Origin of the sequence: Streptomyces sp. NPDC021115 (assembly GCF_044333065.1) — a bacterium.
Classification (GTDB): domain Bacteria; phylum Actinomycetota; class Actinomycetes; order Streptomycetales; family Streptomycetaceae; genus Streptomyces.
The window spans coordinates 155,655-174,830 of the sequence record NZ_JBIRQF010000017.1 but is presented as its reverse complement, the minus strand read 5'-3'; the positions used below and the strand labels follow the sequence as shown (position 1 = coordinate 174,830).

The 19,176-nt window shown below is 71.5% G+C and carries 22 protein-coding genes; 19 read left to right on the top strand and 3 right to left on the bottom strand.

Features of this window, described 5'->3' with window-relative positions:
* Nucleotides 1–27: 27 nt before the first annotated feature.
* From ACH4TL_RS35810 to ACH4TL_RS35740, 15 genes are all read left to right on the top strand, one after another.
* Nucleotides 28–819 (top strand): enoyl-CoA hydratase/isomerase family protein, encoded by a 792-nt coding sequence (locus ACH4TL_RS35810; RefSeq protein ID WP_398324918.1) that lies wholly within the window; start codon nt 28–30, stop codon nt 817–819.
* Nucleotides 820–824: 5 nt separating this feature from the next.
* Complete coding sequence (locus tag ACH4TL_RS35805) at nt 825–1,208, top strand: Zn-ribbon domain-containing OB-fold protein (RefSeq protein ID WP_398324915.1); 384 nt, start codon at nt 825–827, stop codon at nt 1,206–1,208.
* Nucleotides 1,205–2,350, top strand: coding sequence for a thiolase family protein (locus ACH4TL_RS35800; protein WP_398324912.1), 1,146 nt, complete (start codon nt 1,205–1,207; stop codon nt 2,348–2,350). Before ACH4TL_RS35805 ends, ACH4TL_RS35800 begins: the two co-directional genes overlap by 4 nt.
* 55 nt (nt 2,351–2,405) lie before the next feature.
* The gene (locus tag ACH4TL_RS35795; protein ID WP_398324908.1) at nt 2,406–3,608 is read left to right on the top strand and encodes an acyl-CoA dehydrogenase family protein; all 1,203 of its coding nucleotides are present in this window, start codon (nt 2,406–2,408) and stop codon (nt 3,606–3,608) included.
* Nucleotides 3,605–4,579, top strand: coding sequence for a phosphotransferase family protein (locus tag ACH4TL_RS35790; RefSeq protein WP_398324905.1), 975 nt, complete (start codon nt 3,605–3,607; stop codon nt 4,577–4,579). Before ACH4TL_RS35795 ends, ACH4TL_RS35790 begins: the two co-directional genes overlap by 4 nt.
* Before the next feature lie 24 nt (nt 4,580–4,603).
* Nucleotides 4,604–5,836 carry an acyl-CoA dehydrogenase family protein gene (locus tag ACH4TL_RS35785; protein WP_398324902.1) on the top strand — a complete coding sequence of 411 codons (1,233 nt, stop codon included), beginning with the start codon at nt 4,604–4,606 and terminating at the stop codon, nt 5,834–5,836.
* Nucleotides 5,833–6,609, top strand: coding sequence for an SDR family oxidoreductase (locus tag ACH4TL_RS35780; RefSeq protein WP_398324899.1), 777 nt, complete (start codon nt 5,833–5,835; stop codon nt 6,607–6,609). Before ACH4TL_RS35785 ends, ACH4TL_RS35780 begins: the two co-directional genes overlap by 4 nt.
* Nucleotides 6,606–7,385, top strand: a complete 780-nt coding sequence (locus ACH4TL_RS35775; protein ID WP_398324896.1) for an SDR family NAD(P)-dependent oxidoreductase — start codon at nt 6,606–6,608, stop codon at nt 7,383–7,385. Before ACH4TL_RS35780 ends, ACH4TL_RS35775 begins: the two co-directional genes overlap by 4 nt.
* Nucleotides 7,382–8,173: an enoyl-CoA hydratase/isomerase family protein gene (locus ACH4TL_RS35770; protein ID WP_398324891.1), complete on the top strand. Its 792-nt coding sequence runs from the start codon at nt 7,382–7,384 to the stop codon at nt 8,171–8,173. The genes ACH4TL_RS35775 and ACH4TL_RS35770 overlap by 4 nt, the downstream gene beginning before the upstream one ends.
* Nucleotides 8,174–8,260: 87 nt before the next feature.
* The gene (locus ACH4TL_RS35765) at nt 8,261–8,881 is read left to right on the top strand and encodes a TetR/AcrR family transcriptional regulator (protein ID WP_398324888.1); all 621 of its coding nucleotides are present in this window, start codon (nt 8,261–8,263) and stop codon (nt 8,879–8,881) included.
* A 251-nt stretch (nt 8,882–9,132) separates the two neighbouring features.
* Entirely contained in the window at nt 9,133–9,489 is a 357-nt protein-coding gene (locus ACH4TL_RS35760) for a nuclear transport factor 2 family protein (protein WP_398324884.1), read from the top strand.
* Nucleotides 9,486–9,863 (top strand): hypothetical protein, encoded by a 378-nt coding sequence (locus ACH4TL_RS35755; protein ID WP_398324878.1) that lies wholly within the window; start codon nt 9,486–9,488, stop codon nt 9,861–9,863. The genes ACH4TL_RS35760 and ACH4TL_RS35755 overlap by 4 nt, the downstream gene beginning before the upstream one ends.
* A 39-nt stretch (nt 9,864–9,902) precedes the next feature.
* Nucleotides 9,903–10,223 (top strand): EthD domain-containing protein, encoded by a 321-nt coding sequence (locus tag ACH4TL_RS35750; RefSeq protein ID WP_398324873.1) that lies wholly within the window; start codon nt 9,903–9,905, stop codon nt 10,221–10,223.
* 47 nt (nt 10,224–10,270) lie between these two features.
* Nucleotides 10,271–11,782, top strand: a complete 1,512-nt coding sequence (locus ACH4TL_RS35745) for a class I adenylate-forming enzyme family protein (RefSeq protein WP_398324869.1) — start codon at nt 10,271–10,273, stop codon at nt 11,780–11,782.
* The gene (locus ACH4TL_RS35740; protein ID WP_398324866.1) at nt 11,779–12,819 is read left to right on the top strand and encodes an MBL fold metallo-hydrolase; all 1,041 of its coding nucleotides are present in this window, start codon (nt 11,779–11,781) and stop codon (nt 12,817–12,819) included. The genes ACH4TL_RS35745 and ACH4TL_RS35740 overlap by 4 nt, the downstream gene beginning before the upstream one ends.
* 10 nt (nt 12,820–12,829) lie before the next feature.
* Here ACH4TL_RS35740 and ACH4TL_RS35735 read toward each other — a convergent pair whose 3' ends face one another.
* Complete coding sequence (locus ACH4TL_RS35735) at nt 12,830–14,392, bottom strand: protein kinase (RefSeq protein WP_398324863.1); 1,563 nt, start codon at nt 14,390–14,392, stop codon at nt 12,830–12,832.
* 107 nt (nt 14,393–14,499) lie between these two features.
* Between ACH4TL_RS35735 and ACH4TL_RS35730 the strand changes: the two genes are divergently transcribed.
* Nucleotides 14,500–15,135, top strand: a complete 636-nt coding sequence (locus tag ACH4TL_RS35730; RefSeq protein ID WP_398324860.1) for a hypothetical protein — start codon at nt 14,500–14,502, stop codon at nt 15,133–15,135.
* 809 nt (nt 15,136–15,944) lie between these two features.
* Nucleotides 15,945–16,463 carry a hypothetical protein gene (locus tag ACH4TL_RS35725; RefSeq protein ID WP_398324855.1) on the top strand — a complete coding sequence of 173 codons (519 nt, stop codon included), beginning with the start codon at nt 15,945–15,947 and terminating at the stop codon, nt 16,461–16,463.
* A 19-nt stretch (nt 16,464–16,482) separates the two neighbouring features.
* Here ACH4TL_RS35725 and ACH4TL_RS35720 read toward each other — a convergent pair whose 3' ends face one another.
* The gene (locus tag ACH4TL_RS35720; RefSeq protein ID WP_398324852.1) at nt 16,483–17,190 is read right to left on the bottom strand and encodes a BTAD domain-containing putative transcriptional regulator; all 708 of its coding nucleotides are present in this window, start codon (nt 17,188–17,190) and stop codon (nt 16,483–16,485) included.
* A gap of 278 nt (nt 17,191–17,468) precedes the next feature.
* On the bottom strand, nt 17,469–17,669 hold the full coding sequence (locus ACH4TL_RS35715; protein WP_398324847.1) for a hypothetical protein: 201 nt from the start codon (nt 17,667–17,669) through the stop codon (nt 17,469–17,471).
* 196 nt (nt 17,670–17,865) lie between these two features.
* On the opposite strand from ACH4TL_RS35715, the gene ACH4TL_RS35710 reads away from it, so the two are divergent.
* Nucleotides 17,866–18,444: a DUF4255 domain-containing protein gene (locus ACH4TL_RS35710; protein ID WP_398324844.1), complete on the top strand. Its 579-nt coding sequence runs from the start codon at nt 17,866–17,868 to the stop codon at nt 18,442–18,444.
* Nucleotides 18,441–19,166 carry a carboxypeptidase regulatory-like domain-containing protein gene (locus ACH4TL_RS35705; protein WP_398324839.1) on the top strand — a complete coding sequence of 242 codons (726 nt, stop codon included), beginning with the start codon at nt 18,441–18,443 and terminating at the stop codon, nt 19,164–19,166. Before ACH4TL_RS35710 ends, ACH4TL_RS35705 begins: the two co-directional genes overlap by 4 nt.
* The last annotated feature ends 10 nt before the right edge of the window (nt 19,167–19,176 follow it).

Genomic DNA, 19,176 nt, shown 5'->3' with positions numbered 1-19,176 from the left:
TTCAGTTCAGTTTCGAGGGGTGAGGGTATGACGACTGTGGAAGACGAGATCCAGTTCGAGCGTGACGGCCATGTCGCCCGGGTGTGGCTCAACCGCCCGTGGAAGAAGAACTGTGTCACCGTGCCGATCCTGGACCGGCTCGACGAGATCATCACCGAGGTCGACGAGGACCCCGAGCTGCGGGTCCTGGTAGTCCGCGGCCGCGGTGGCACGTTCTGCTCGGGCTTCGACCTCGACAGCCTCAAGGCCGAATACGTCGGCAAGTCGAACGCGATCGACGTGGCGGTGAAGTCCGCGAAGGTGTGCGATCGCCTCTACTCGATGAAGACCCCCTCGGTCGCCGTGCTGGAAGGCCACGTCACCGCCGGCGGTTTCGAGATCATGATCTCCTGCGACTTCGCCATCTCCGCCGACGACGCCAAGATCGGCGACTTCCACATCCGCCGCGCGCTGTTCGGCGGAGCAGGGCCGATCTACCGGGTGCCGCGCATGATCGGCATCCGCAAGACCAAGGAGCTGATGCTCACCGGCAAGCTCCTCTCCGGCGTCGAGGCCGCCGAGTTCGGGCTCATCAACATGTCCGCACCGGCCGCTGAACTGGACGCGACGGTCGAGGAGTTCATCGGAAACCTCACCGACAAGAGCCCCTTCACCATGTGGCTCACCAAGATGACGATCGACCGCAGCCTGGACGCCGACACCCAGTCGCTGATGGTGATGGAACACCTCGCCGTGGGCGTGGCGCTCAACTCCGAAGACGCGAACGAGGGCGTGTCGGCGTTCCTGGAGAAGCGCGAGCCCAAGTGGCAGGGACGCTGATCCGGATGGCCACCGAGGTGCGGAGTCCGGAGTCCGCCGGGCTCCAGGGCTCACGCTGCTCCCGCTGCGCGGTGACAGTCTGTCCCCCGGAGGACACCTGCCCGCGCTGCGGGGAGCCCGCCGATGCCACGACCCTCCGGGGCGCGGGCACGCTGTGGACCTGGACGGTGCAGCGGTACGCCCCCAAGTCGCCGCCCTACCAGGCCCCGCCCGGAGGCTTCGTACCGTTCGCGCTCGGCTACGTCGAGCTGGTGGAGGGCGTGCGGGTGGCCGCCGTCCTCGACGTCGACCACCTCGACGCCATCCGCATCGGCATGCCCCTCACCGTGACCGCCGGTCCCGGCGTCCCACGGGCCAGGCCCACCGCCCGCGGCGAGGAGAACGCGTGAGCACCGATGTCCTGATCTGCGGCGCCGGGCGCACCCCCTTCGGCCGGTCCGAGGCGACCGGCCGCCAACTGGCCGTCGGCGCGGTGAACGCCGCCCTGGCGGACGCGGGAATCGCGTGGTCGCGGGTGCGGGCCGCGTTCGGTGGCAGCGACAGCGCGGGTCTCGCCGACACCCTGGTGTCCGAACTCGGCCTGACCGGGCTGCCGTTCGTCAACGTCAAGAACGGCTGCGCCACCGGCGGCAGTGCGCTGATCTCCGCCGTCAACGCGATCCGCTCCGGCATGGCGGACGTCGTCCTCGCCGTCGGTTTCGACAAGCACCCGCGCGGCGCCTTCGACCCGAGGCCGGAGGACTGGGGCCTGGGAGCGGAATACGGCAGCGACGGGCTGATGGTGACCACCCAGTTCTTCGGCATGAAGATCCAGCGCTATATGCACGACCACCAGATCACCCCGCGGACCCTCGCCCTGGTCGCCGAGAAGGCGTACCACAACGGTGCCCTGACCCCTGATGCGTGGCGCCGGAAGCCGCTGTCCGCCGAGGAGGTCCTCGGCTCCGGCATGGTCAGCGACCCACTGACCCGCTTCATGTTCTGCTCTCCGGGCGCGGGCGCGGCCGCACTGGTGCTCTGCTCCCCGGAGGCCGCCCGCACCATGGAGGGCCCGCCGGTCGCCCTGCGCTCGGCGGCCGTCCGTACCCGGCGCTTCGGCTCGTTCGAAGTCTTCAGCCCGTGGATCCCCGCGGGCGAGCTGACCAGCGTCAGCCGTGACGCCTCGGCCGCCGCCTTCGAGGAGGCGGGGCTCGGCCCCCGCGACGTCGACGTGTGCCAGTTGCAGGACACCGAGAGCGGCGCCGAGGTCATGCACCTGGCCGAGTGCGGATTCTGCGCGGACGGAGAGCAGGAGCGACTGGTCGCCTCGGGCGCCACCGGAATCGGCGGAACGCTGCCGGTCAACACCGACGGCGGCTGCATCGCCAACGGCGAACCCATCGGAGCCTCGGGACTGCGCCAGGTCTACGAGGTCGTCCAGCAGTTGCGCGGACGAGCCGGTGAACGCCAGGTCCCGGACCGCCCCCGCGTCGGCTTCACCCATGTGTACGGAGCCCCCGGGGTGAGCGCCTGCACGGTGCTGTCCCGCTGAGGGGCCCGCTGAAAGGTCCGCTGGAACGTCCCGCCGAAAGGAGGTGGCAGAGAAGATGAGCGGCATCCCGGAACCCGAGGAGTTCCGCGCCCGGGCCCGGCAGTGGCTCGGCACCGTCGCCCGCCGGCGCGCCGCCGACGGGGAGTGGGGCAGCGGCTCCGACTCCGTCGCCGTGTTCGACAACTGGACCGAGGAGGAGGAGCGCGAACACACCGCCCGCGTCCAGGACTGGGAACGCACCCGCTACGACCAGGGGTGGTCCGCGCTGCACTGGGAGGAGGCGTACGGCGGCCGGGGCCTGCCCGCGTACTACGAGCAGCTCTACCGCGTCGAGGAAGCGGCCTTCGACGTACCGCACCGCCCCGAGATCTTCCCGGTGACGCAGGCGCTCGTCGCTCCCGCCATCGCCCTCTGGGGCACCGAGGAGCAGAAACGGCGCTGGCTGCGGCCCATGCTGCGGACCGACGAGCTGGCCTGCCAGCTGTTCTCGGAGACCGAGGCCGGATCCGACCTCGCCGCGGTGCGCACCAAGGCCGTGCGCGAAGGCGACAGCTGGGTGCTGACCGGGCACAAGGTGTGGACCTCCGGGGCCCGCGTCGCCACCTGGGGCGTCGCGGTGTGCCGCACCGATCCGGCGGTGCGCAAACACGCGGGCATCACCGTCTTCCTGGTGCGCATGGACGCGCCCGGCGTCACCGTACGGCCCATCCGGCAGATGACCGGTGGCACCAGCTTCAACGAGGTCTACCTCGACGGCGTGACCGTGCCCGACACCGACCGGCTCGGTCCGGTCGGCGAGGGCTGGCGGGTCACGCTCAGCGTGCTGGCCGCCGAACGGCTCGACTCCGGGAGCCTCGGCCTGGACAACGCCGACCGGGCGGTGGACCTCGCCGCACACCTGTCCCGCCCCCTCACCGGCGGCGAACAGCAGCGGGCCGCCGACCTCCACATCCGCACCCTCGTCCAGCGCCTCATCGGACTGCGGGTGACCGCCGCCCTCGTCGCCGGGCGCGAGCCCGGCGCGGAGGCATCGGTCGGCAAGCTGTACGCCACCGAGACCATGCGCCGCACCAGCGACCTGGTGGCCGAACTGCTGGGCCCCAGCCTCGTGGCGGACACGGGGGAGTGGGGCACCTACGCCTGGACGGAACATCTGCTCGGCGCCCCCGGCTACAGCATCGCGGGCGGCACCGACGAGATCCAGCGCACCATCCTCGCCGAACGCGTCCTCGGCCTGCCCAAGGAGCCCGTCCGATGAGCACGGCCACCGAAGGGCGGGAGCTGACCGCCCGGGTCCGCGACCGGCTCGCCCGCCACCACCCCGGCGAGGCGATCGGCGAGCTGACCGTACTGCCGGGCGGCCACTCGGGGCTGACGTACGCGGTCACGGCGGGAGACGCCCGGTACGTCGTCAAGGCGGTGCCGCCCGGGCAGCGGCCCGTCGGACGCAACGACGTGCTGCGCCAGGCCCGGGTGCTGGGCGCGCTGGCCGGGTCCACGGTGCCGGTACCGGGCGTCGTGGCCGTCGACGAGACCCAACCGGCCTGGTTCGCCATGGACTTCGCGACCGGTGAGGCCGTCGAGCCGGTACTCGACGAGCACGACGTACCCGCCGCGACGTCCCGCGCCCGGATGCTGGAGATCGCCTCCGTACTGCGGCGGCTCCACACCACCGACGTCGGAGCGCCCGGGCTCGACGCGCCCGCACCGCTCGACCCCTCGGGCGAGCTGGAGCGATGGAGCCGCACCCTGCGTGCCGTTCCCACCGAACTGCGGCCCGGCGGGGAGGAGCTGCTGGTACGTCTCGCCGATGGCGTACCGAGCGGCCTCCCGCCGGTGCTGCTGCACGGGGACTTCCGGCTCGGCAATGTGCTGTGCGCGGACGAGCGCGCCGTCGCCGTCGTCGACTGGGAGATCTGGAGCGTCGGCGACCCGCGGATCGACCTCGGCTGGTTCCTGCTCTTCGCCGACCACCGCAACTTCCCCCGGCTGGGGCGGCCCGTGCCCGGCCTGCCCGGCGAGATTGACCTGCTGGACACCTATCGCGACGGCGGGCCCGCGCTGCCCGCGATGGACTGGTTCCGGGCGCTCGGCCGCATGAAGATGGCCGCGATCATGGGCCACAATCTGCGCCGCCACCGCGAGGGCAAGCACCACGACCCGGACCAGGAGCGCCTGCCGCCCACCATCGCCGCGATGATCCGCACGGCGCGCGACATTCTCGGCTGATCGCCCCATTGAACAGGAGCAATCGTGGACTTCGGATTCTCGCCCCGGGCGAGTGAACTCCAAGACCGCATAAGGTCGTTCATGGAGCAGCACGTCCTCCCCGCGGAAGCGGTGTACGACCGGCAGCTGGCCGAAGCGGACGACCCGCACGCGCTGCCGCCGGTGATGGCCGGGCTGAAGGAGAAGGCCCGCGCCGAGGGCCTGTGGAACCTCTTCATGGCACACGGCGACTGGGGCGCGGGGCTCACCAACCTCGAATACGCGCCGCTCATGGAACTGGCCGGGCGCTCCATCATCGGCCCCGAGGTGTTCAACTGCTCGGCGCCCGACACCGGCAACATGGAACTCCTCGCGCTGTACGGATCCCCCGAGCAGCAGGAGCGCTGGCTGCGCCCCCTGCTTGACGCGGAGATCCGCTCGTGCTTCGCCATGACCGAGCCAGAGGTCGCCAGCTCCGACGCCCGCAACATCCGCACCCGCATCACCCGCGACGGCGGCCAATACGTCGTCAACGGCCGCAAGTGGTACACCTCCGGGATCCTCGACCCCGACTGCAAGCTGATCATCCTGATGGGCAAGACGGACCCGGACGCGCCCAGCTACCGGCAGCAGAGCATGCTGCTCATCCCCCGGGACACCCCGGGCGTCACCATCCTGCGCGATCTGCCCATGTTCGGCTACACCGACCGGCTCGGACACGGCGATGTGCTCTTCGAGGACGTCCGCGTACCGGTCGCGAACATCCTCGGCGGCGAGGGCGAGGGCTTCGCACTCGCCCAGGGACGGCTGGGACCCGGGCGAATGCACTACGCGATGCGCGCCGTGGGGTTCGCCGAGCGCGCCCTCCAGTTGATGTGCGAGCGCGTCACCACACGCACCGCCTTCGGCGGGCCCCTCGCCGACCGGGGCGTGGTCCGGGAGTGGATCGCCCGCAGCCGCATCGAGATCGAGCAGCTGCGTCTCCTCGTCTTCAAGTCGGCCTGGCTGATGGACACCGTCGGCAACGCCGCCGCCCGCATGGAGGTGGCCGCCATCAAGGTCGCGGCGCTGGAGGTGGCCCACAAGGTGGTCGACCGCGCGGTGCAGGCTCACGGCGCGGCGGGCGTCAGCGACGACACCGTACTGGCCCGGCTGTACGCCATCACCCGGGCGCTGCGCATCGCCGACGGCCCCGACGAAGTGCACTTGCGGACCGTGGCGCGCCAGGAACTCGCTCCATACAAGAAGAAGACCGACCGGACGACGGGGGCAGCGTGAGCGCCAACAGCCTCGACGGCAAAGTGGCCGTCATCACCGGCGGATCCCGCGGCATCGGCCTCGGCATCGCCACCGCCTACCGGGCGGCCGGAGCACACGTGGTGATCGCGGCCCGCAAAGCGGCCGGACTCGCCGGGGCGCGCGAGGAGCTGCTGCGTGTCAAGGGCGACGGCGAGATCCACACCGTGGTGGCCAACGCCGGTGAACCGGAGCAGGCCGAGCGTTGCGTCGAGGAGACCATGTCCCGCTTCGGCCGCCTCGACGTGCTCGTCAACAACGCGGCCACCAACCCGTACCACGGCGATCTGCTCGATCTGGACCTGCCGCGTGCGGAGAAGACGGTCCGCGTCAACCAGTACGGCATGATCGCCTGGACCCGGTACGCCTGGCGGGCATGGATGGCCGAGCACGGGGGAGCGGTGGTCAACATCTCCTCCGTCGGCGGGCTCGTCGTCGATCCGCACATCGGCTACTACAACGCGACCAAGGCCGCCATGCTGCACATGACCCGGCAGCTCGCCTACGAACTCGGGCCCCGCGCCCGCGTCAACGCCATCGCCCCCGGGCTGATCAAGACCGAGCTGGCGCGGGCGGTGTGGGAGGTCCGCGAGCCGATCCTCACCGCCAAACTGCCGCTGCGGCGCCTCGGCACAGTGGAGGACGTGGCCCAGGCCGCGCTGTTCCTGGCCTCCGACGCCTCCTCCTGGATGACCGGCCAGACCCTGGTGCTCGACGGCGGCGCGACCGCCCTGCCGATCGGGGTGGACGCATGAGCGCGCCGCGCCCCCCAGCCGGGCTGTTCTCGCTCCAGGGCAGGACGGCCCTGGTCACCGGCGCCTCCGCCGGGCTCGGCGCACGCTTTGCCGCCGTCCTCGCGCAGGCGGGCGCGACCGTGTTCGCCGCCGCCCGGCGCCTGGACCGGCTGAAGGAACTCGCCGATTCCGACGCACGCATCCACCCCGTCGCCTGCGACGTCTCACGGGACGCCGACCGTACGCGGCTCGTCGAGACCGCGCGCGCCGCCACCGGACGCGTCGACATCCTGGTCAACAACGCGGCCACGCCCGGCGAGACCCGCGCTGAGGACGAATCCCCGGACGCCTTCGCCGACGTCCTCGGCGTCAACCTCACCGCGCCCTTTCACCTGGCACGGCTCGTGGCGGAGTCACCCACGGGCGAGGGCGCTCCGGGCCGCAGCATCATCAACGTCTCCTCCATCCTCGGCCTGGTCACCGCCACGCCGCTCGGCGGCGCGAGCTACTCCGCGTCCAAGGCCGGGCTGATCGGGCTCACCCGGGAGCTGGCCGGACAGTGGGGCCCGCGCGGAACCCGCGTCAACGCGCTCGCCCCCGGCTGGTTCCGCACCGAGATGACGGCCGACCTCTTCGGCGACGAGCGCTCCGCCCGCTGGGTCGAACGCAACACCCTGCTGCGGCGCGGCGGCGACGGCCATGAACTCGACGGCGCGCTGCTGTTCCTCGCCTCGGACGCCTCCTCGTACTGCACCGGGCAGATCCTGACCGTCGACGGCGGATGGACCGCGCGATGAGGGTCGGCCTCGATATCGATGACGGTCTGGCCCAGCTCACCCTGCGCCGTGGCGAGGCGGGCAATGCCATCGACCTGGACATGGCGCGGGCACTGCTGGACGCGGCACGGACCTGCGCGGCGGAGGGCGTACGGGCCGTCCTGCTGACGGGGGAGGGGAAGTCCTTCTGCGTCGGCGGCGACCTCAGGGAGTTCTCCCGGCTCTCCGGCGCGGCGCTGGAGCAGCACCTCACCGCGGTGACCGACGCGCTCCACGACGCGCTGCGCACCCTCGCGGCGGGCGATGCGCCCGTGGTGGCCGCCGTACAGGGAGCCGTCGCGGGCGCGGGGCTCGGCCTGGCCGCGTCCGCCGATGTGACCCTCGCCGCCGACACCGCCTCCTTCACCGCCGCGTACACGGGCATCGGCTACTCACCGGACGCCGGGGTCAGCTGGTTCCTGCCCCGTCTCGTCGGCCCCAAGCGGGCCCTGGACCTGCTGCTGACCAATCGCCGCGTCCTGGCTGCGGAAGCCGCGGACATCGGGCTGGTGAGCCGGGTCGTCGCCCCCGACCGGCTGGCCGCGGAGGCCGTGCACACGGCCGGTGCGCTGCGCCGCGGACCGACCGCCGCCTTCGGCGCCACCCGCCGTCTCGTCGCCGCCGGACTCACCGACGGCCTCGGCCCGCACCTGGACCGGGAGGCCCGTGCGATCGCCGCCGCGGCCGCTTCCGAAACGGGCCGGGAGGGCGTCGCCGCCTTCCTGGGCAAACGGCCGCCCGACTTCCCGCCCCCCGCCCCCGGCGGCTGACCTTCTCCGGTGTCAATTGGCAACTGAGTTCAGCTTGGGGCTACTCTCGGGTACCGACGAGGTGGACGGCGGCCAGGAGAAGGGGTCATGGCGACTAGGGCTGAACCGGAAGCGGGACCGAGGTCCAAGCGCGCCGCCATTCTGGCGGCCGCCGTCGACTGCTTCGGGGAGACGGGTTTCGAGGCCACCAAGTGGTCGACAGTGGCGGAGCGGGTCGGCATCGGGCAGACGGCGCTGTACCACTACTTCGAGTCCAAGACCCACTGTCTGCTCACCATCATGCGGCTGGAGCTCCAGCGGTCCCACGACAAGTTCACGGAGGCGACCGCGGACGTCACGGACCCGGTCGAGGCGCTCCGGGCGGCCGTGCGGGCGGCGTACGACGTCTCCGACCACGAGATCCTCCAGATGCGCATCCTCCACAACCACATGGATCTGCTCTCCGGCCCGCGCAAGTCCAAGCGGGAGGAGGCCGAGCGCGTCGAGGCCCGTCAGCTGGTTCAGCTCGTCGAGCGGGACTGGATGAACCTGCTGGTCAAGGGCATGTCCCAGGGTGTGTTCCCGCTGCGGGACGCACAGCTGCTGGGCGCGGGTGTGCTCGGCCTGATCGTCAGCGTCTGGCGCTGGTACCGGCCGTCGGGCCCGACGCCGCTGGCGGAGATCAGTGACCTGATCGAGGGCGCCTGCGTACGGATGGTCGCCACCTGACGCGCTGAGCGGCCCGGTCGTTCCTGCCCCCGGCGGATCTTCCGCCGGGGGCTTCGCCGTGCCCGCGCCGACGCGGTGCCGAACCCGTGCCGAGGGCGCAGGATGGTCGCGTACGAGCTCTTGTCAGCCGTGTTTCGGCGGGCTTACGATTCAAACTGAATTGAACTTGGCTCAAGTTGATCAGGCTCAATGGATCAGGCTCAGGTTGATCAGATCTCTCGATGAGCGCCCGCTGACGGAAAGGGCCCCTCGTGGTGTTGCGCACATATCTGGCCGGTATGGACAGTCCGCATCCGGAACGGACGCTCGACCTGCTGGAACCCGATTTCCAGTTCCTCATCGCCCTGCCGGACAAGGAGATCACCGGCACCTCCAGGGAAGACTTCGCCGCGTACATCGCCGGCCGCAACCCCGTGGACCGGACCCATGAGGTCCTGCGCCACAGCCGGGACGGCGACCTGGAGACCGTATACGGAGTGGTGACCGAGGGCGGGCGGTACATCGGCTCCTTCCACTCGGGCGCGATGATCTCACCCGGCGGACTCATCGCCCGCTACCAGGCCTTCTTCACCACCTCCTTCCAGCTGGTCGACTGGGTCCCGGCATGACGGACACCCCGGACGCGGCCCCCTTCCTCACCGCGTGGTTCGCGATACTCGACGGGGACGAACCGTCCAGGATCCTCGACCTGATCAGCGACGACTTCTCGCTGTCGATCCTGTTCTCCACCGGCGAGGGCAACGCCACCGACTTCGCCGGAGGCCGCGCCGCCCTGGTCGGCTACCTCGAACAACGCGAGAAGGGCACCCGCACCCACCACCGGCTGGCGGCCACCACGCTCGGCCGGGACGAATTCTTCCTGGGCGAGGTGCGGCGTGCGGGCGTCCCCGAGGCGAGCTTCGTCGCCGCCGGGCGGGTGAACCGCGACGGGCGGCTTCAGCGCCTGCTGATCGGGCGCTCGTCCGAGATCCGTTTCACCTGACCACCCGTCCGACCCACCGACCCTGTGCGGAGGACCGTCATGTACAACCTCGTCCTGCTGGCCGCCCGGCCCCCGGAATGGACGCACGAGCAGTTCATCACCTGGTGGCGCGGCGACCACGCCGAGCTGACCCGCCGACTGCCCGGACTGCGCAGCTGGCGGCACACCGAGATCGACGCCGCCCTGGAGCGGCGCTCCGAGGGCTGGGACGGCATCTCCGTCCTCGGTTTCGATTCCCCCGAGGACCTGAAGAAGGCCCTCGCGAGCCCCGCGTGGGCCGATGCCGTCGCCCAGGTGGGCGACATGAAGGGCCGCCGCATCGCGGTCATGGGGCACGAGGCGGAGATGTTCACCGCCTGAAGACACGGCCTGGTCAGGCGGAGTTCGGCACGCGCAGTGAGGACACAATGCGACAGGTAGTGCGGGAGTTCCAACGGCAGGCGGCCGAGGCCGACTTCGTCGCCGTCGTCGACGACACGGGCAGCCATACGGCCCGCCAGCTCCTCGACGAGGCCGAGCGGCTGGCCGGAGCGCTGTCCGCGGGCACGGCCGACGGAGCCGTCGGCACCGTCCTGATCCAGGCGGACAACTCATGGCGCACGGTCGCCGCCACCCTCGCCGTAGGGCTGAGCGGTGGGGACGGCGGGGTCGTCGCGCTGGTCAACCGGCACACCACACGGGCCGAATTCGCCACGGCCTGGGAGGACATCCGCCCGGACGCCGTCGTGGCCGAGCCCTCGGCGATCGGCGAGTGGGAGGTGCCCGAGCGGCTGCCGGGCCCGGCGCGGACCGTGCTCGACGGCTGGACGTGCCGGTCCGCACCCGGCGAACGCGAGGTGTCCCGGTGGTCGGGCGGCGTCCTGATCGGGCTGACCTCCGGATCGACCGGGCGGCCCAAAGGCGTCGTACAGTCCGAGCGGGCCCTGCGCTACGCCGCCTCGACCACGATCGCCGTCAACCGCCTGTCGCCCGGCGACCCCGTCGCCGCGATCGTCCCGCTGTCGTCGACGGCCGCGTACTGCTTCGGCGTCTACCTCTCCCTCCTGCTGCGCGGGCCGCTCGTCATGACGGGGAAGTGGGACCGCGCTCTCGCGCTGCGGCGGATGGCCGACACCGGTGTCCGCTGGACGATGTGCGTACCGACCATGGCACTGCAGATGGGCGAAGAGGCGGCCGGATCCGGTGTTCTCCGGGGCGTCCGGTCGATCACCGTCGGCGGCGGGCCCATGGACCGAGGGGCCCTCGCCCGGGCCGAACAGTCCCTGGGCACAACGATCCTGCGGGTCTTCGGGATGTCCGAATGCCTCGGCCACACATCACCCGGCCCCGACGACCCCGAGGAGATCCGGCTCGGCAGGGACGGCCGCCCCTTCCCGGGTACGGACGTGCGCGCGCTCACCCCCGACGGCCGGGTGGCGGGCCCCGGTGTGACCGGCCGGGCGCAGGTACGCGGCCCCTCCCTCTTCCTCGGCTATGCCGGTGCCGGGAGGGCCGTCCCCCCGGCGCTCACGGAGGACGGCTATCTGCCCACTGGCGATCTGCTGGTCACCCACGAGGACGGCACCGTCACCATCATGGGGCGTGAGAAGGACATCATCATCCGGGGCGGCCGCAACATCGACATCGCCGAGATCGAGCGCGCTGTCGCCGGACACCCGCGCGTGGCCCGGGCGTGTGTGGCGCCGGTCCCCGACGACCTCCTCGGCGAACGCGTGGCGCTGCTCGTCGTCACCACGGACGGGCGGCCCGTCGACCTGGCCGAGATGACCGGCCATCTGGAGAGCATCGGACTGTCCAAGACCAAGTGGCCCGAATACGTGTACGGTACCGATGAGTTGCCCCGGACGAGGGTCGGCAAGCTCGACCGGCGCGGGGCCCGGGACCTGGCCGTCCGACTGCACGGACAAGGAGGAACATGACAGCGCGGTTCGACCAGGGCCCGTGGGCGGCGGCCGGAGTCCAGACCATACGGCCCGGGGTGCATCGCGTGCCCCTGCCGCTTCCCAACGACGGCCTGCATGCCGTGAACGTCTACCTCCTGGAGGACCTGGACGACGACGGCGGCATCGTCATGATCGACGGCGGCTGGGCGATCCCCGAGGCGCGCAAGACGCTCGAGGAGGCGCTGGCCGTCATCGGCCGCGATCCCGGGGACATCAGCCACATCCTGGTCACCCACATCCACCGTGACCACTACACCCACGCCGTGGAGCTGCGCCGACTGCTGGGCTCACGCGTCTACCTCGGTGCGGGGGAACGCCCGGGTCTTGAGATGCTCGACCGGCTGCGCAGCGACCGGCCCGCCGGATCGCTGCACACGCTGCGCGCGGCGGGAGCCGGGGAACTGGCCGACCGTATCGAGGCGATGGACCACGGCGGCTACGACCCGAGCGTGTGGGAAGCCCCCGACCGCTGGCTCGGCGCCGAAACCCTCCGCTTCGGCGACCGCGAACTGCGGGTCGTCCCCACTCCCGGACACACCAAGGGCCATGTGGTCTTCCTGGACGAGCAGCGCGGGCTGCTGTTCTCCGGGGACCACGTCCTGCCGCACATCACCCCCTCCATCGGCTTCGAACTGGCCGAACCGGGAGGCCGTCCGCTCGCCGACTACCTGGACTCGCTGCGGCTGATGACCCGCTACGCCGACGCCCGCCTGCTGCCCGCGCACGGTCCGGTCACCGACAGCGTCCACACCCGGGTCGCCGAACTGCTCACCCACCACGACGACCGGCTGGCCGCGAGTCTGGCCGCGCTGGGCGAGCACACCCTCGACGCCCACGCGGTGGCACGGGGGCTCACCTGGACGCGCCGGGCCGTGCCGTTCGGGAGTCTGAGCGCCTTCAACCAGATGCTCGCGGTCAACGAGACCGCCGCCCACCTGGACGTCCTCGCGCTGCGCGGTCAGGTGGCCGTGGCGTTCAGCGGCGGGGTGAACCAGTACACCCGCGTGCGATGATGAGCCCCGCTCAGTGGGTGCGCAGGCCCGCCTTCACCTTGTCGAAGACGGGACGGTAGCGGTCCCATCGCTCGTCGGGCGCCGAGAGGTAGACGTCGTACTCCTTGCCGCCCTCGTGCCCGAAGCCGAGGTCGATGGCGCGGTACGTGCGCACCCTGCCCGCGAACGTGCACTCCCAGATCGCCGCGGGCTGACCCCGGAAGGTGGTGCGGTCCAGCCGCAGCCGCCGGTACACCCCGTAGTTCTTCTTCGTGTTCGCCTCGATGTCCTTGAAGTGCGCCACCGGCGTCGGACCGGCGGGGTCCACCGTGCCGATCGTGATCTCGACCAGCTTGGAGGGGTCGATGTAGGTGACTCCCTCGCTGGTCCGTTTGTTCAGCTTCCACCCGTTCGGCACGGGGAAGGAGGCGCCGATGCCCTTCTCCTCGACCAAGTGGTAACCCTGGGGGACGGCCGGGAAGGTGGTGGCGGGAGGCTTGGGGTTCGCCGTGCCGCCGTTCGATCCACCGCCGTCCGGCCAGATGTAGGCGGCACCGGCGACGGCCGCGGTCGTGACCAGCGCCGCCACTGCGCTCCACACCACGCGGGGGCGACGCTTGCGCGGGGCGGCGCCGCCGCGCTCGGGCGCGGTCACGGTCCCGGACGGCGGTGGGGCGGTGGCCGGGGCGTGGCCCGCCGACGTGTCCGCGGTGTCGGTGGGCCGCGGCGCCGCCACCGCGGTGCCAGTGGGCCGCGGCGCCGTCAGCTCCTCCGCCGCGATGGCCTTCAGCTGCAGCTCCGTCTCCTCCGCCGACGGCCGCTCGTCGGGGTCCTTGGCCAGCAGCGCCTCGATCAGCGGCCCCAGTGGCCCGGCGTGCCGGAGGGGCGGCAGCGGGTCGGCGGCGTTGGCGTACGCCGTCTCGATCGCGGTGTCCCGCCGGAACGGGGGCTGTCCCTCCACCGCCTGGTAGAGCGTCGCGCCCAGCGCCCAGAGGTCCGAGAACGGGCCGGGTTTGCGGCCCCTGACGCGCTCCGGCGCCATGTACTCGATCGACCCGATCATCTCGCCGGTCCGGGTCAGCGTCGACGTTCCGGCGGTCACCGCGATGCCGAAGTCGGTGAGCACGATCCTGCCGTCGGCGCCGAGCAGCACATTGCCGGGCTTGACGTCCCGGTGCAGCACCCCGGCCGCGTGCGCGGCCCGGAGCGCGGTGACCATGCCCCGGCCGATCCGCGCCGCCTCGTGGGGCGGGAGTGTTCCGCGCTCCTTGAGCACCGCGCCGAGGGTGGTGGACGGCACGTACTCCATGACGATGCACGGCAGCCCCTCGTCGTCGTCCACGACGTCATGGACGACGACCACGTTCGGGTGGGTGATGCTGGCGGCGCTCCGCGCCTCGCGGCGGGTGCGCTCGTACAGCGTGGAGAGTTCGTCGACGGAGAGATGGTGCGGAGCATGAATCCGCTTGAGCGCCACCTGACGGCCCAGCACTCCGTCCTCGGCCCGCCACACCGTGCCCATTCCGCCGCTGCCGATCCGCTCGGTGAGCCGGTACCGGCCCGCGACCGGCCGCCCCTTGTCCGACACCAGCATCCCTCTTCGTTCCGCCCCGCCACGTGCTCGATGTGCCCCGACACGATAACCGGCCCGGGCACCTGTGGCCCCATGACCCTCCCGGCGTGCCGGGTACCGTCCCGCACATGACGATGATGACTTCCGCGGACGGCCAGTGGCTCGGCCGTGCGCTCCAGTTCGCCGGGCTGACCTGGACGTACCCGGCCTATCGGGAGCTTTTCGTGCGCAACGGCTGGCATCTGTCCGGGCGCGACGGCGAGCCCGTCGTCCTGGAGATGGAGATATGGCCACCGCCTGGCGACGGGCGGGACGAGGGCTGGCACCTGTGGGCCGGCAACCACCCCGGCTGCGAGGAGGAAGGCGCGCAGGTGGCGTGTGCCCACCCCGGCTGCCTGGAGGACCGGGGCGTGCTGATCCCCCTGGCGTACGGCGCGTTCGAGGTGACCGACGCGGACGGGGAACCGCTGCCCCCGGAGGAGGTCTGGGAGTTCGACGCCTTCACCGGTTGGCGATGGCAGCCGGAGGCCACCGAGGACGATTGGGACTCCGCCTTCCACGCGGCCGAGGAACTGCTGCGCACCCGGCTGGGCGAGCCGGTGCCGCGGCCGCCGGACGAGGGGCTGGGCGCCGAGCGGGGCGTGGTCTGGGAGCACGGCGACTCCCGGGTGACCCTCTTCGCGGGCACCGAGCTGCTGCACTACGGCGAGTACGACTGGATCTGCGTCGACGTGAGCCCCCGGGCCACACCGTGGTCTGGGTGAGCAGTCCCAGGCGCCAGGGCAGTTGGGAGTAGTCGCCGCTCGCCGAGGGTTCAGTGAGTTCGCCGTGGCCGATGTCGCGGGTCCAGGCGCCCGCGGGGAAAGCAACGTTGTTGCTACGGGCGAAGGGGCTGGACTCGGTTGCGGCGGTATTCGCCCCCTGGGAGAAGAGATAGCACATGGCGCTGTCGCACACGACCCAGTAGTCCAGGGTGCCCGAGCCCGCCGCGTACCGGCTGCCGGTGTTGGGGTTGGTGTCCAGATACGTCAGCGGCGCCGCGCCTTCCTGCGACCAGTCGGTGAAGCTGGTGTAGGCCATGGTCCAGCCGCCTCCCCGCGGAAGCGTCCTCCGCACAGCTGCCCGGCAGCTTCCAGTGGTCCTCCAGCGGGCCGTTGATCGTGCCCCAAAGGGGCATCGGGGCCCGTCCGCACGAACGCCAGGTACACCCCTGCGGATCGGGAACGGTGGCGCGTGGGGAGGGCCTTACCGGAACGGATGGTGCGTACACGTGTGCGACCCGGTCTGGTTCGGAGTGTCGAATATCGGCCGGGCTTTCGGATTCCAGGGATCATAAACGCCCCACGAAAGGCGTCAATACCCCGCGCACCCATGGGCACCCGGAACCGAGCGTCGGCGGAATGCGATCTGTCGGGGTGGGGCCGGGCGCGCCAGCCCGGCTCCGCCGGTCCTCCGCCTCGCCGCGCCGGGGACCGGCTCTGGGAGCGGACGGACGAAGGGGCGTTGAGGACATGAGAAGACGAGCCGCCGGGGGCGCGCGAAGAATCGGCACCGCCGAGGAGAACGACCGCTGATGGCGGGCGACGAGCGGACCGGTCTGTGGGGCCGCCTGGTGCGGGCGTTATCCGGGCGCGGGCCCGCGGGCTCCACGGAGGAGGGGGAGGTCTGGACGTACTTCCCGCCGGGCGTCCCGGCGGGAAACCGGCAACTACGCGTGTGTCAGGTGCCGGGCGGGGACGACTTCGCCCGGCTCACCTGGCAGGTGTGCGACGTATGCCGCAGGGGCCTGGTCCGGAAGATCCGGGTCACCGAGCGATGGCAGCGCCGGGGCTACGGGAGCCGCATGATGATGCGGGCCCTGCGCGACTGCGAGACGTACACCTGGACGACCACCAAGCAGTCGGAGTTCGGCGAGAGCTTCTTCGCGGCGCTCGCGGCCGCCACCGGCATCGAGTTCGGCTCCGAGGCCCGCGCCTGCGAGCACATGCGGGCCGCGCGGGGCGCCGCCCGCGGCGAGCCGCGGCGGGAGCCGCCGCAGCCGTACGACAGTCCCGGTGAGCCCCGTTGGTCCCACCGGGACGGGCTGGGCTGAGCCGCGGAGCCGTAACGGCTCACCTTCCGCTCGCACCCTCGACCAGTACCTCGCCCGCCGGGCGGCGCACGACGACGCGCCGGGCCTTCGGGGGCGCCCCCTCGGCCTCGGACGCGGAGGAGGGAGAGGACGGGCGGGACGGGTGGGAGGGCACCAGGCTTCTCAGCGCCTGGGACGGTTCAAGTCCCAGCTCGTCGAGCAGCACCCTGCGGCACTGTTCGAACTGCCGCAGGGCCGCGCCCCTGTTGCCCGCGGCGAGATGCGCGGTGATCAGTACGCGATGGGCGCTCTCCCGCAGGGGCTCCGCGCGGACGGCGGCCAGCCCGGAGGCGACGGCCTCGCCGTGGCGGCCGACCGCCGTAAGCCGCTCGGTCATCGCCTCCAGGGCGTACAGCCGGAGTTCGTGGTACTGCTCCTGCTCGACCAGCACCCACTCGTTCTCCGACCATTCGGGTAACAGGTCGGAGGAGAGGTCGGCGCGCGTGCGGGCGGTGAGGATGTCGTCGCACGGGTGGGACATGTCGAGCAGCCGGTGCGCGTGCGTGGCCGCTGCGTGGATGTCCACGGCGATGTGCTTGGCGATCGCCAGTTCCTGCGTGGACGCGTCGATGACCTGATGTCCCGTCCGGGTCGCGCGCCACAGGGACGATCTGAGGTTGGCGTGGGCGCGGGACGCCGTCACGTCGGGCCACAGCATTCCCGCCACATACGTTCGCGTTCGCGGCATGTCCTGGAGGGCGAGGAAGGCGAGGAGACGCTGGGCGCTGGAAGAAAGGGGAACGCGTTTCTGATCGACCGACAGCGCGAAGCTTTTGAGCAGCCTCAACGTTACGACGTGGCCTTCTGCGCTCATCGGCCCCCCGGGCGATATTGGCTTCGGCGAAAGATCCCATACCGGTAATCGGGATGCTGCCCAGTCATGTTACGAGCAATTCATGATCGTGTGTCCTGCCCTTCGGTACGGAACGTTATATGGCCGGGCATCACCGGGACGTCGCGGAAACGTCACCCGTCGGGTTCGAGTAATTGATCGAGCCACGCACGCACGGCCGCGAGCACGTCGTCGACCGCGCTCACCGCGGTCGGAGGCGCCTGGTGCCGCCCGCCGCCCGTCCGCACAATGCGTGCCCGGAAGCCGTCCGGCCTGCCCTCTTCCACCCACACTCGGAGGATCAGCACGCCGGCCTGCTCTGAGTGGATTTCCATGAAGAAAAATATGCCTTATCGGTGTCACCCCGGCGTTGTCGGCGCGTGACCGCCGACGTCATCGCCGATCTTCTCACCGTGCGGTGGAAACGAACCGGTGACGCTCGTGTGATGGGTGAATCGCGATTGGGCCACGCCGGGCCCGGCATCCTCGTCGAGGCACGCTTTGGGGCGCGGAGCACGGGGAGGATTCAACATGGGTGACTTCGGCGTCATCGCCGACGTCTCGACGGTCATCGTGGAGACCTTGACCCAGTCCCTGCGCGGGCTCAGCCAGGTGGAACCGCCGATCGCGGAACTCAACGACCTCTCCGAGGCGGTGCAGACACCGCCGCCGAAACTCACCGTGTTCCTTTACGAGATCGCCGAGGACCCGACGTCGCGCAACCGGCCACCGGTGCGCTCCCAGCCGCCCGGCCCGCCGGTCACCCGCAAGCCGCCGATGGCGCTGCTGCTGCGCTATCTGGTCACCCCCTGGGGCGGCGACCAGGAGACCCAGCACCGGATGCTCGGCCGGGCGATGCAGACGTTCTACGACGACGCGATCCTGGACGGCACCCAGCTGTCCGGCAGCCTCGCGGCGAGCACCGACTCGCTGCACCTCAGCCTGACCCCGCTCACCCTCGACCAGAAGTCCTGGGTCTGGTACGCGATCCAGAAGCCGTACCGGCTCTCGCTCAACTACGAGGTCCGCGTCGTCAATCTGGACTCCGCCGCCGAAACGGCGGTCCGCCCGGTGCACAGCCGGGTCATCAGCGGGGCGGTGACGCCATGAGCCGCTTCCGGCCGCTGGAGCGGTCCACCCTCCACAGCCCGGCCTGGTTCATCCCGTTCGACGACTACGCCCGGCGGGTGCGCGCGGCAGGGGTGACGGTCCACCTGGACCGGTTCGAGGACGGCGACTGGCTGCCGCTGGACGACCTGGCGGTGCGCACGCCCAGCGCCGCCTTCGCCTATCCGGGTCTCGGCCGCTGCGGCGAGCCGTGGGCGGCCGCGCCGCGGCTGCACCGGGCCCGTTTCGCGGCCGCCGGGTACCAGCCGCTGTACCCGGCCGACGGGCAGCCGTTCTCGGCCGGGCTGGTGGGCGTCGAGTTCTGGGTGCATCCGTACGGCGACACCCATCCACCGGCCGTGGCGGCCGAACCGCGGCTGGTGCGGCTGCTGCCGGGCGCCTCCTTCCGCTATCCGCCGGGCGTGCGCACCGTGCACGGCGCCGTGGTCGACACGGCCACCGCCGAGCCGGTGGCGGGCGCCCTGGTGGAGGCCGAGGGGCGGACCAGCCGGGACCTGACGCCCTGGCACGAGCGCACCCTGACCGACGCCATGGGCGCCTTCCGGCTGGCCCTGCGGTGGGAGGGCGAGAAAGCCGGTGAGCACGCCGTCGAGGAGACCTTCCACCTGCGGGCCACCGAGCGGCCGGGCAGGTCCGGATCGCTGGTCGTGCGGCTGCCGCAGGACATCGAGCGCCGGCACGTCATAGAGATCCGCGAGAGTTAAGGAGCCGTCC

Bases quoted from the DNA above. Each gene is read 5' to 3' on its own strand.
- ACH4TL_RS35790 (WP_398324905.1), top strand. From the start codon at position 3,605: ATGAGCACGGCCACCGAAGGGCGGGAGCTGACCGCCCGGGTCCGCGAC.
- ACH4TL_RS35745 (WP_398324869.1), top strand. From the start codon at position 10,271: ATGCGACAGGTAGTGCGGGAGTTCCAACGGCAGGCGGCCGAGGCCGAC.
- ACH4TL_RS35770 (WP_398324891.1), top strand. From the start codon at position 7,382: ATGAGGGTCGGCCTCGATATCGATGACGGTCTGGCCCAGCTCACCCTG.
- ACH4TL_RS35720 (WP_398324852.1), bottom strand. From the start codon at position 17,190: ATGCCGCGAACGCGAACGTATGTGGCGGGAATGCTGTGGCCCGACGTG.
- ACH4TL_RS35740 (WP_398324866.1), top strand. From the start codon at position 11,779: ATGACAGCGCGGTTCGACCAGGGCCCGTGGGCGGCGGCCGGAGTCCAG.
- ACH4TL_RS35730 (WP_398324860.1), top strand. From the start codon at position 14,500: ATGACGATGATGACTTCCGCGGACGGCCAGTGGCTCGGCCGTGCGCTC.
- ACH4TL_RS35775 (WP_398324896.1), top strand. From the start codon at position 6,606: ATGAGCGCGCCGCGCCCCCCAGCCGGGCTGTTCTCGCTCCAGGGCAGG.
- ACH4TL_RS35795 (WP_398324908.1), top strand. From the start codon at position 2,406: ATGAGCGGCATCCCGGAACCCGAGGAGTTCCGCGCCCGGGCCCGGCAG.
- ACH4TL_RS35715 (WP_398324847.1), bottom strand. From the start codon at position 17,669: ATGGAAATCCACTCAGAGCAGGCCGGCGTGCTGATCCTCCGAGTGTGG.
- ACH4TL_RS35735 (WP_398324863.1), bottom strand. From the start codon at position 14,392: ATGCTGGTGTCGGACAAGGGGCGGCCGGTCGCGGGCCGGTACCGGCTC.
- ACH4TL_RS35805 (WP_398324915.1), top strand. From the start codon at position 825: ATGGCCACCGAGGTGCGGAGTCCGGAGTCCGCCGGGCTCCAGGGCTCA.
- ACH4TL_RS35705 (WP_398324839.1), top strand. From the start codon at position 18,441: ATGAGCCGCTTCCGGCCGCTGGAGCGGTCCACCCTCCACAGCCCGGCC.
- ACH4TL_RS35810 (WP_398324918.1), top strand. From the start codon at position 28: ATGACGACTGTGGAAGACGAGATCCAGTTCGAGCGTGACGGCCATGTC.
- ACH4TL_RS35765 (WP_398324888.1), top strand. From the start codon at position 8,261: ATGGCGACTAGGGCTGAACCGGAAGCGGGACCGAGGTCCAAGCGCGCC.
- ACH4TL_RS35755 (WP_398324878.1), top strand. From the start codon at position 9,486: ATGACGGACACCCCGGACGCGGCCCCCTTCCTCACCGCGTGGTTCGCG.
- ACH4TL_RS35710 (WP_398324844.1), top strand. From the start codon at position 17,866: ATGGGTGACTTCGGCGTCATCGCCGACGTCTCGACGGTCATCGTGGAG.
- ACH4TL_RS35750 (WP_398324873.1), top strand. From the start codon at position 9,903: ATGTACAACCTCGTCCTGCTGGCCGCCCGGCCCCCGGAATGGACGCAC.
- ACH4TL_RS35725 (WP_398324855.1), top strand. From the start codon at position 15,945: ATGGCGGGCGACGAGCGGACCGGTCTGTGGGGCCGCCTGGTGCGGGCG.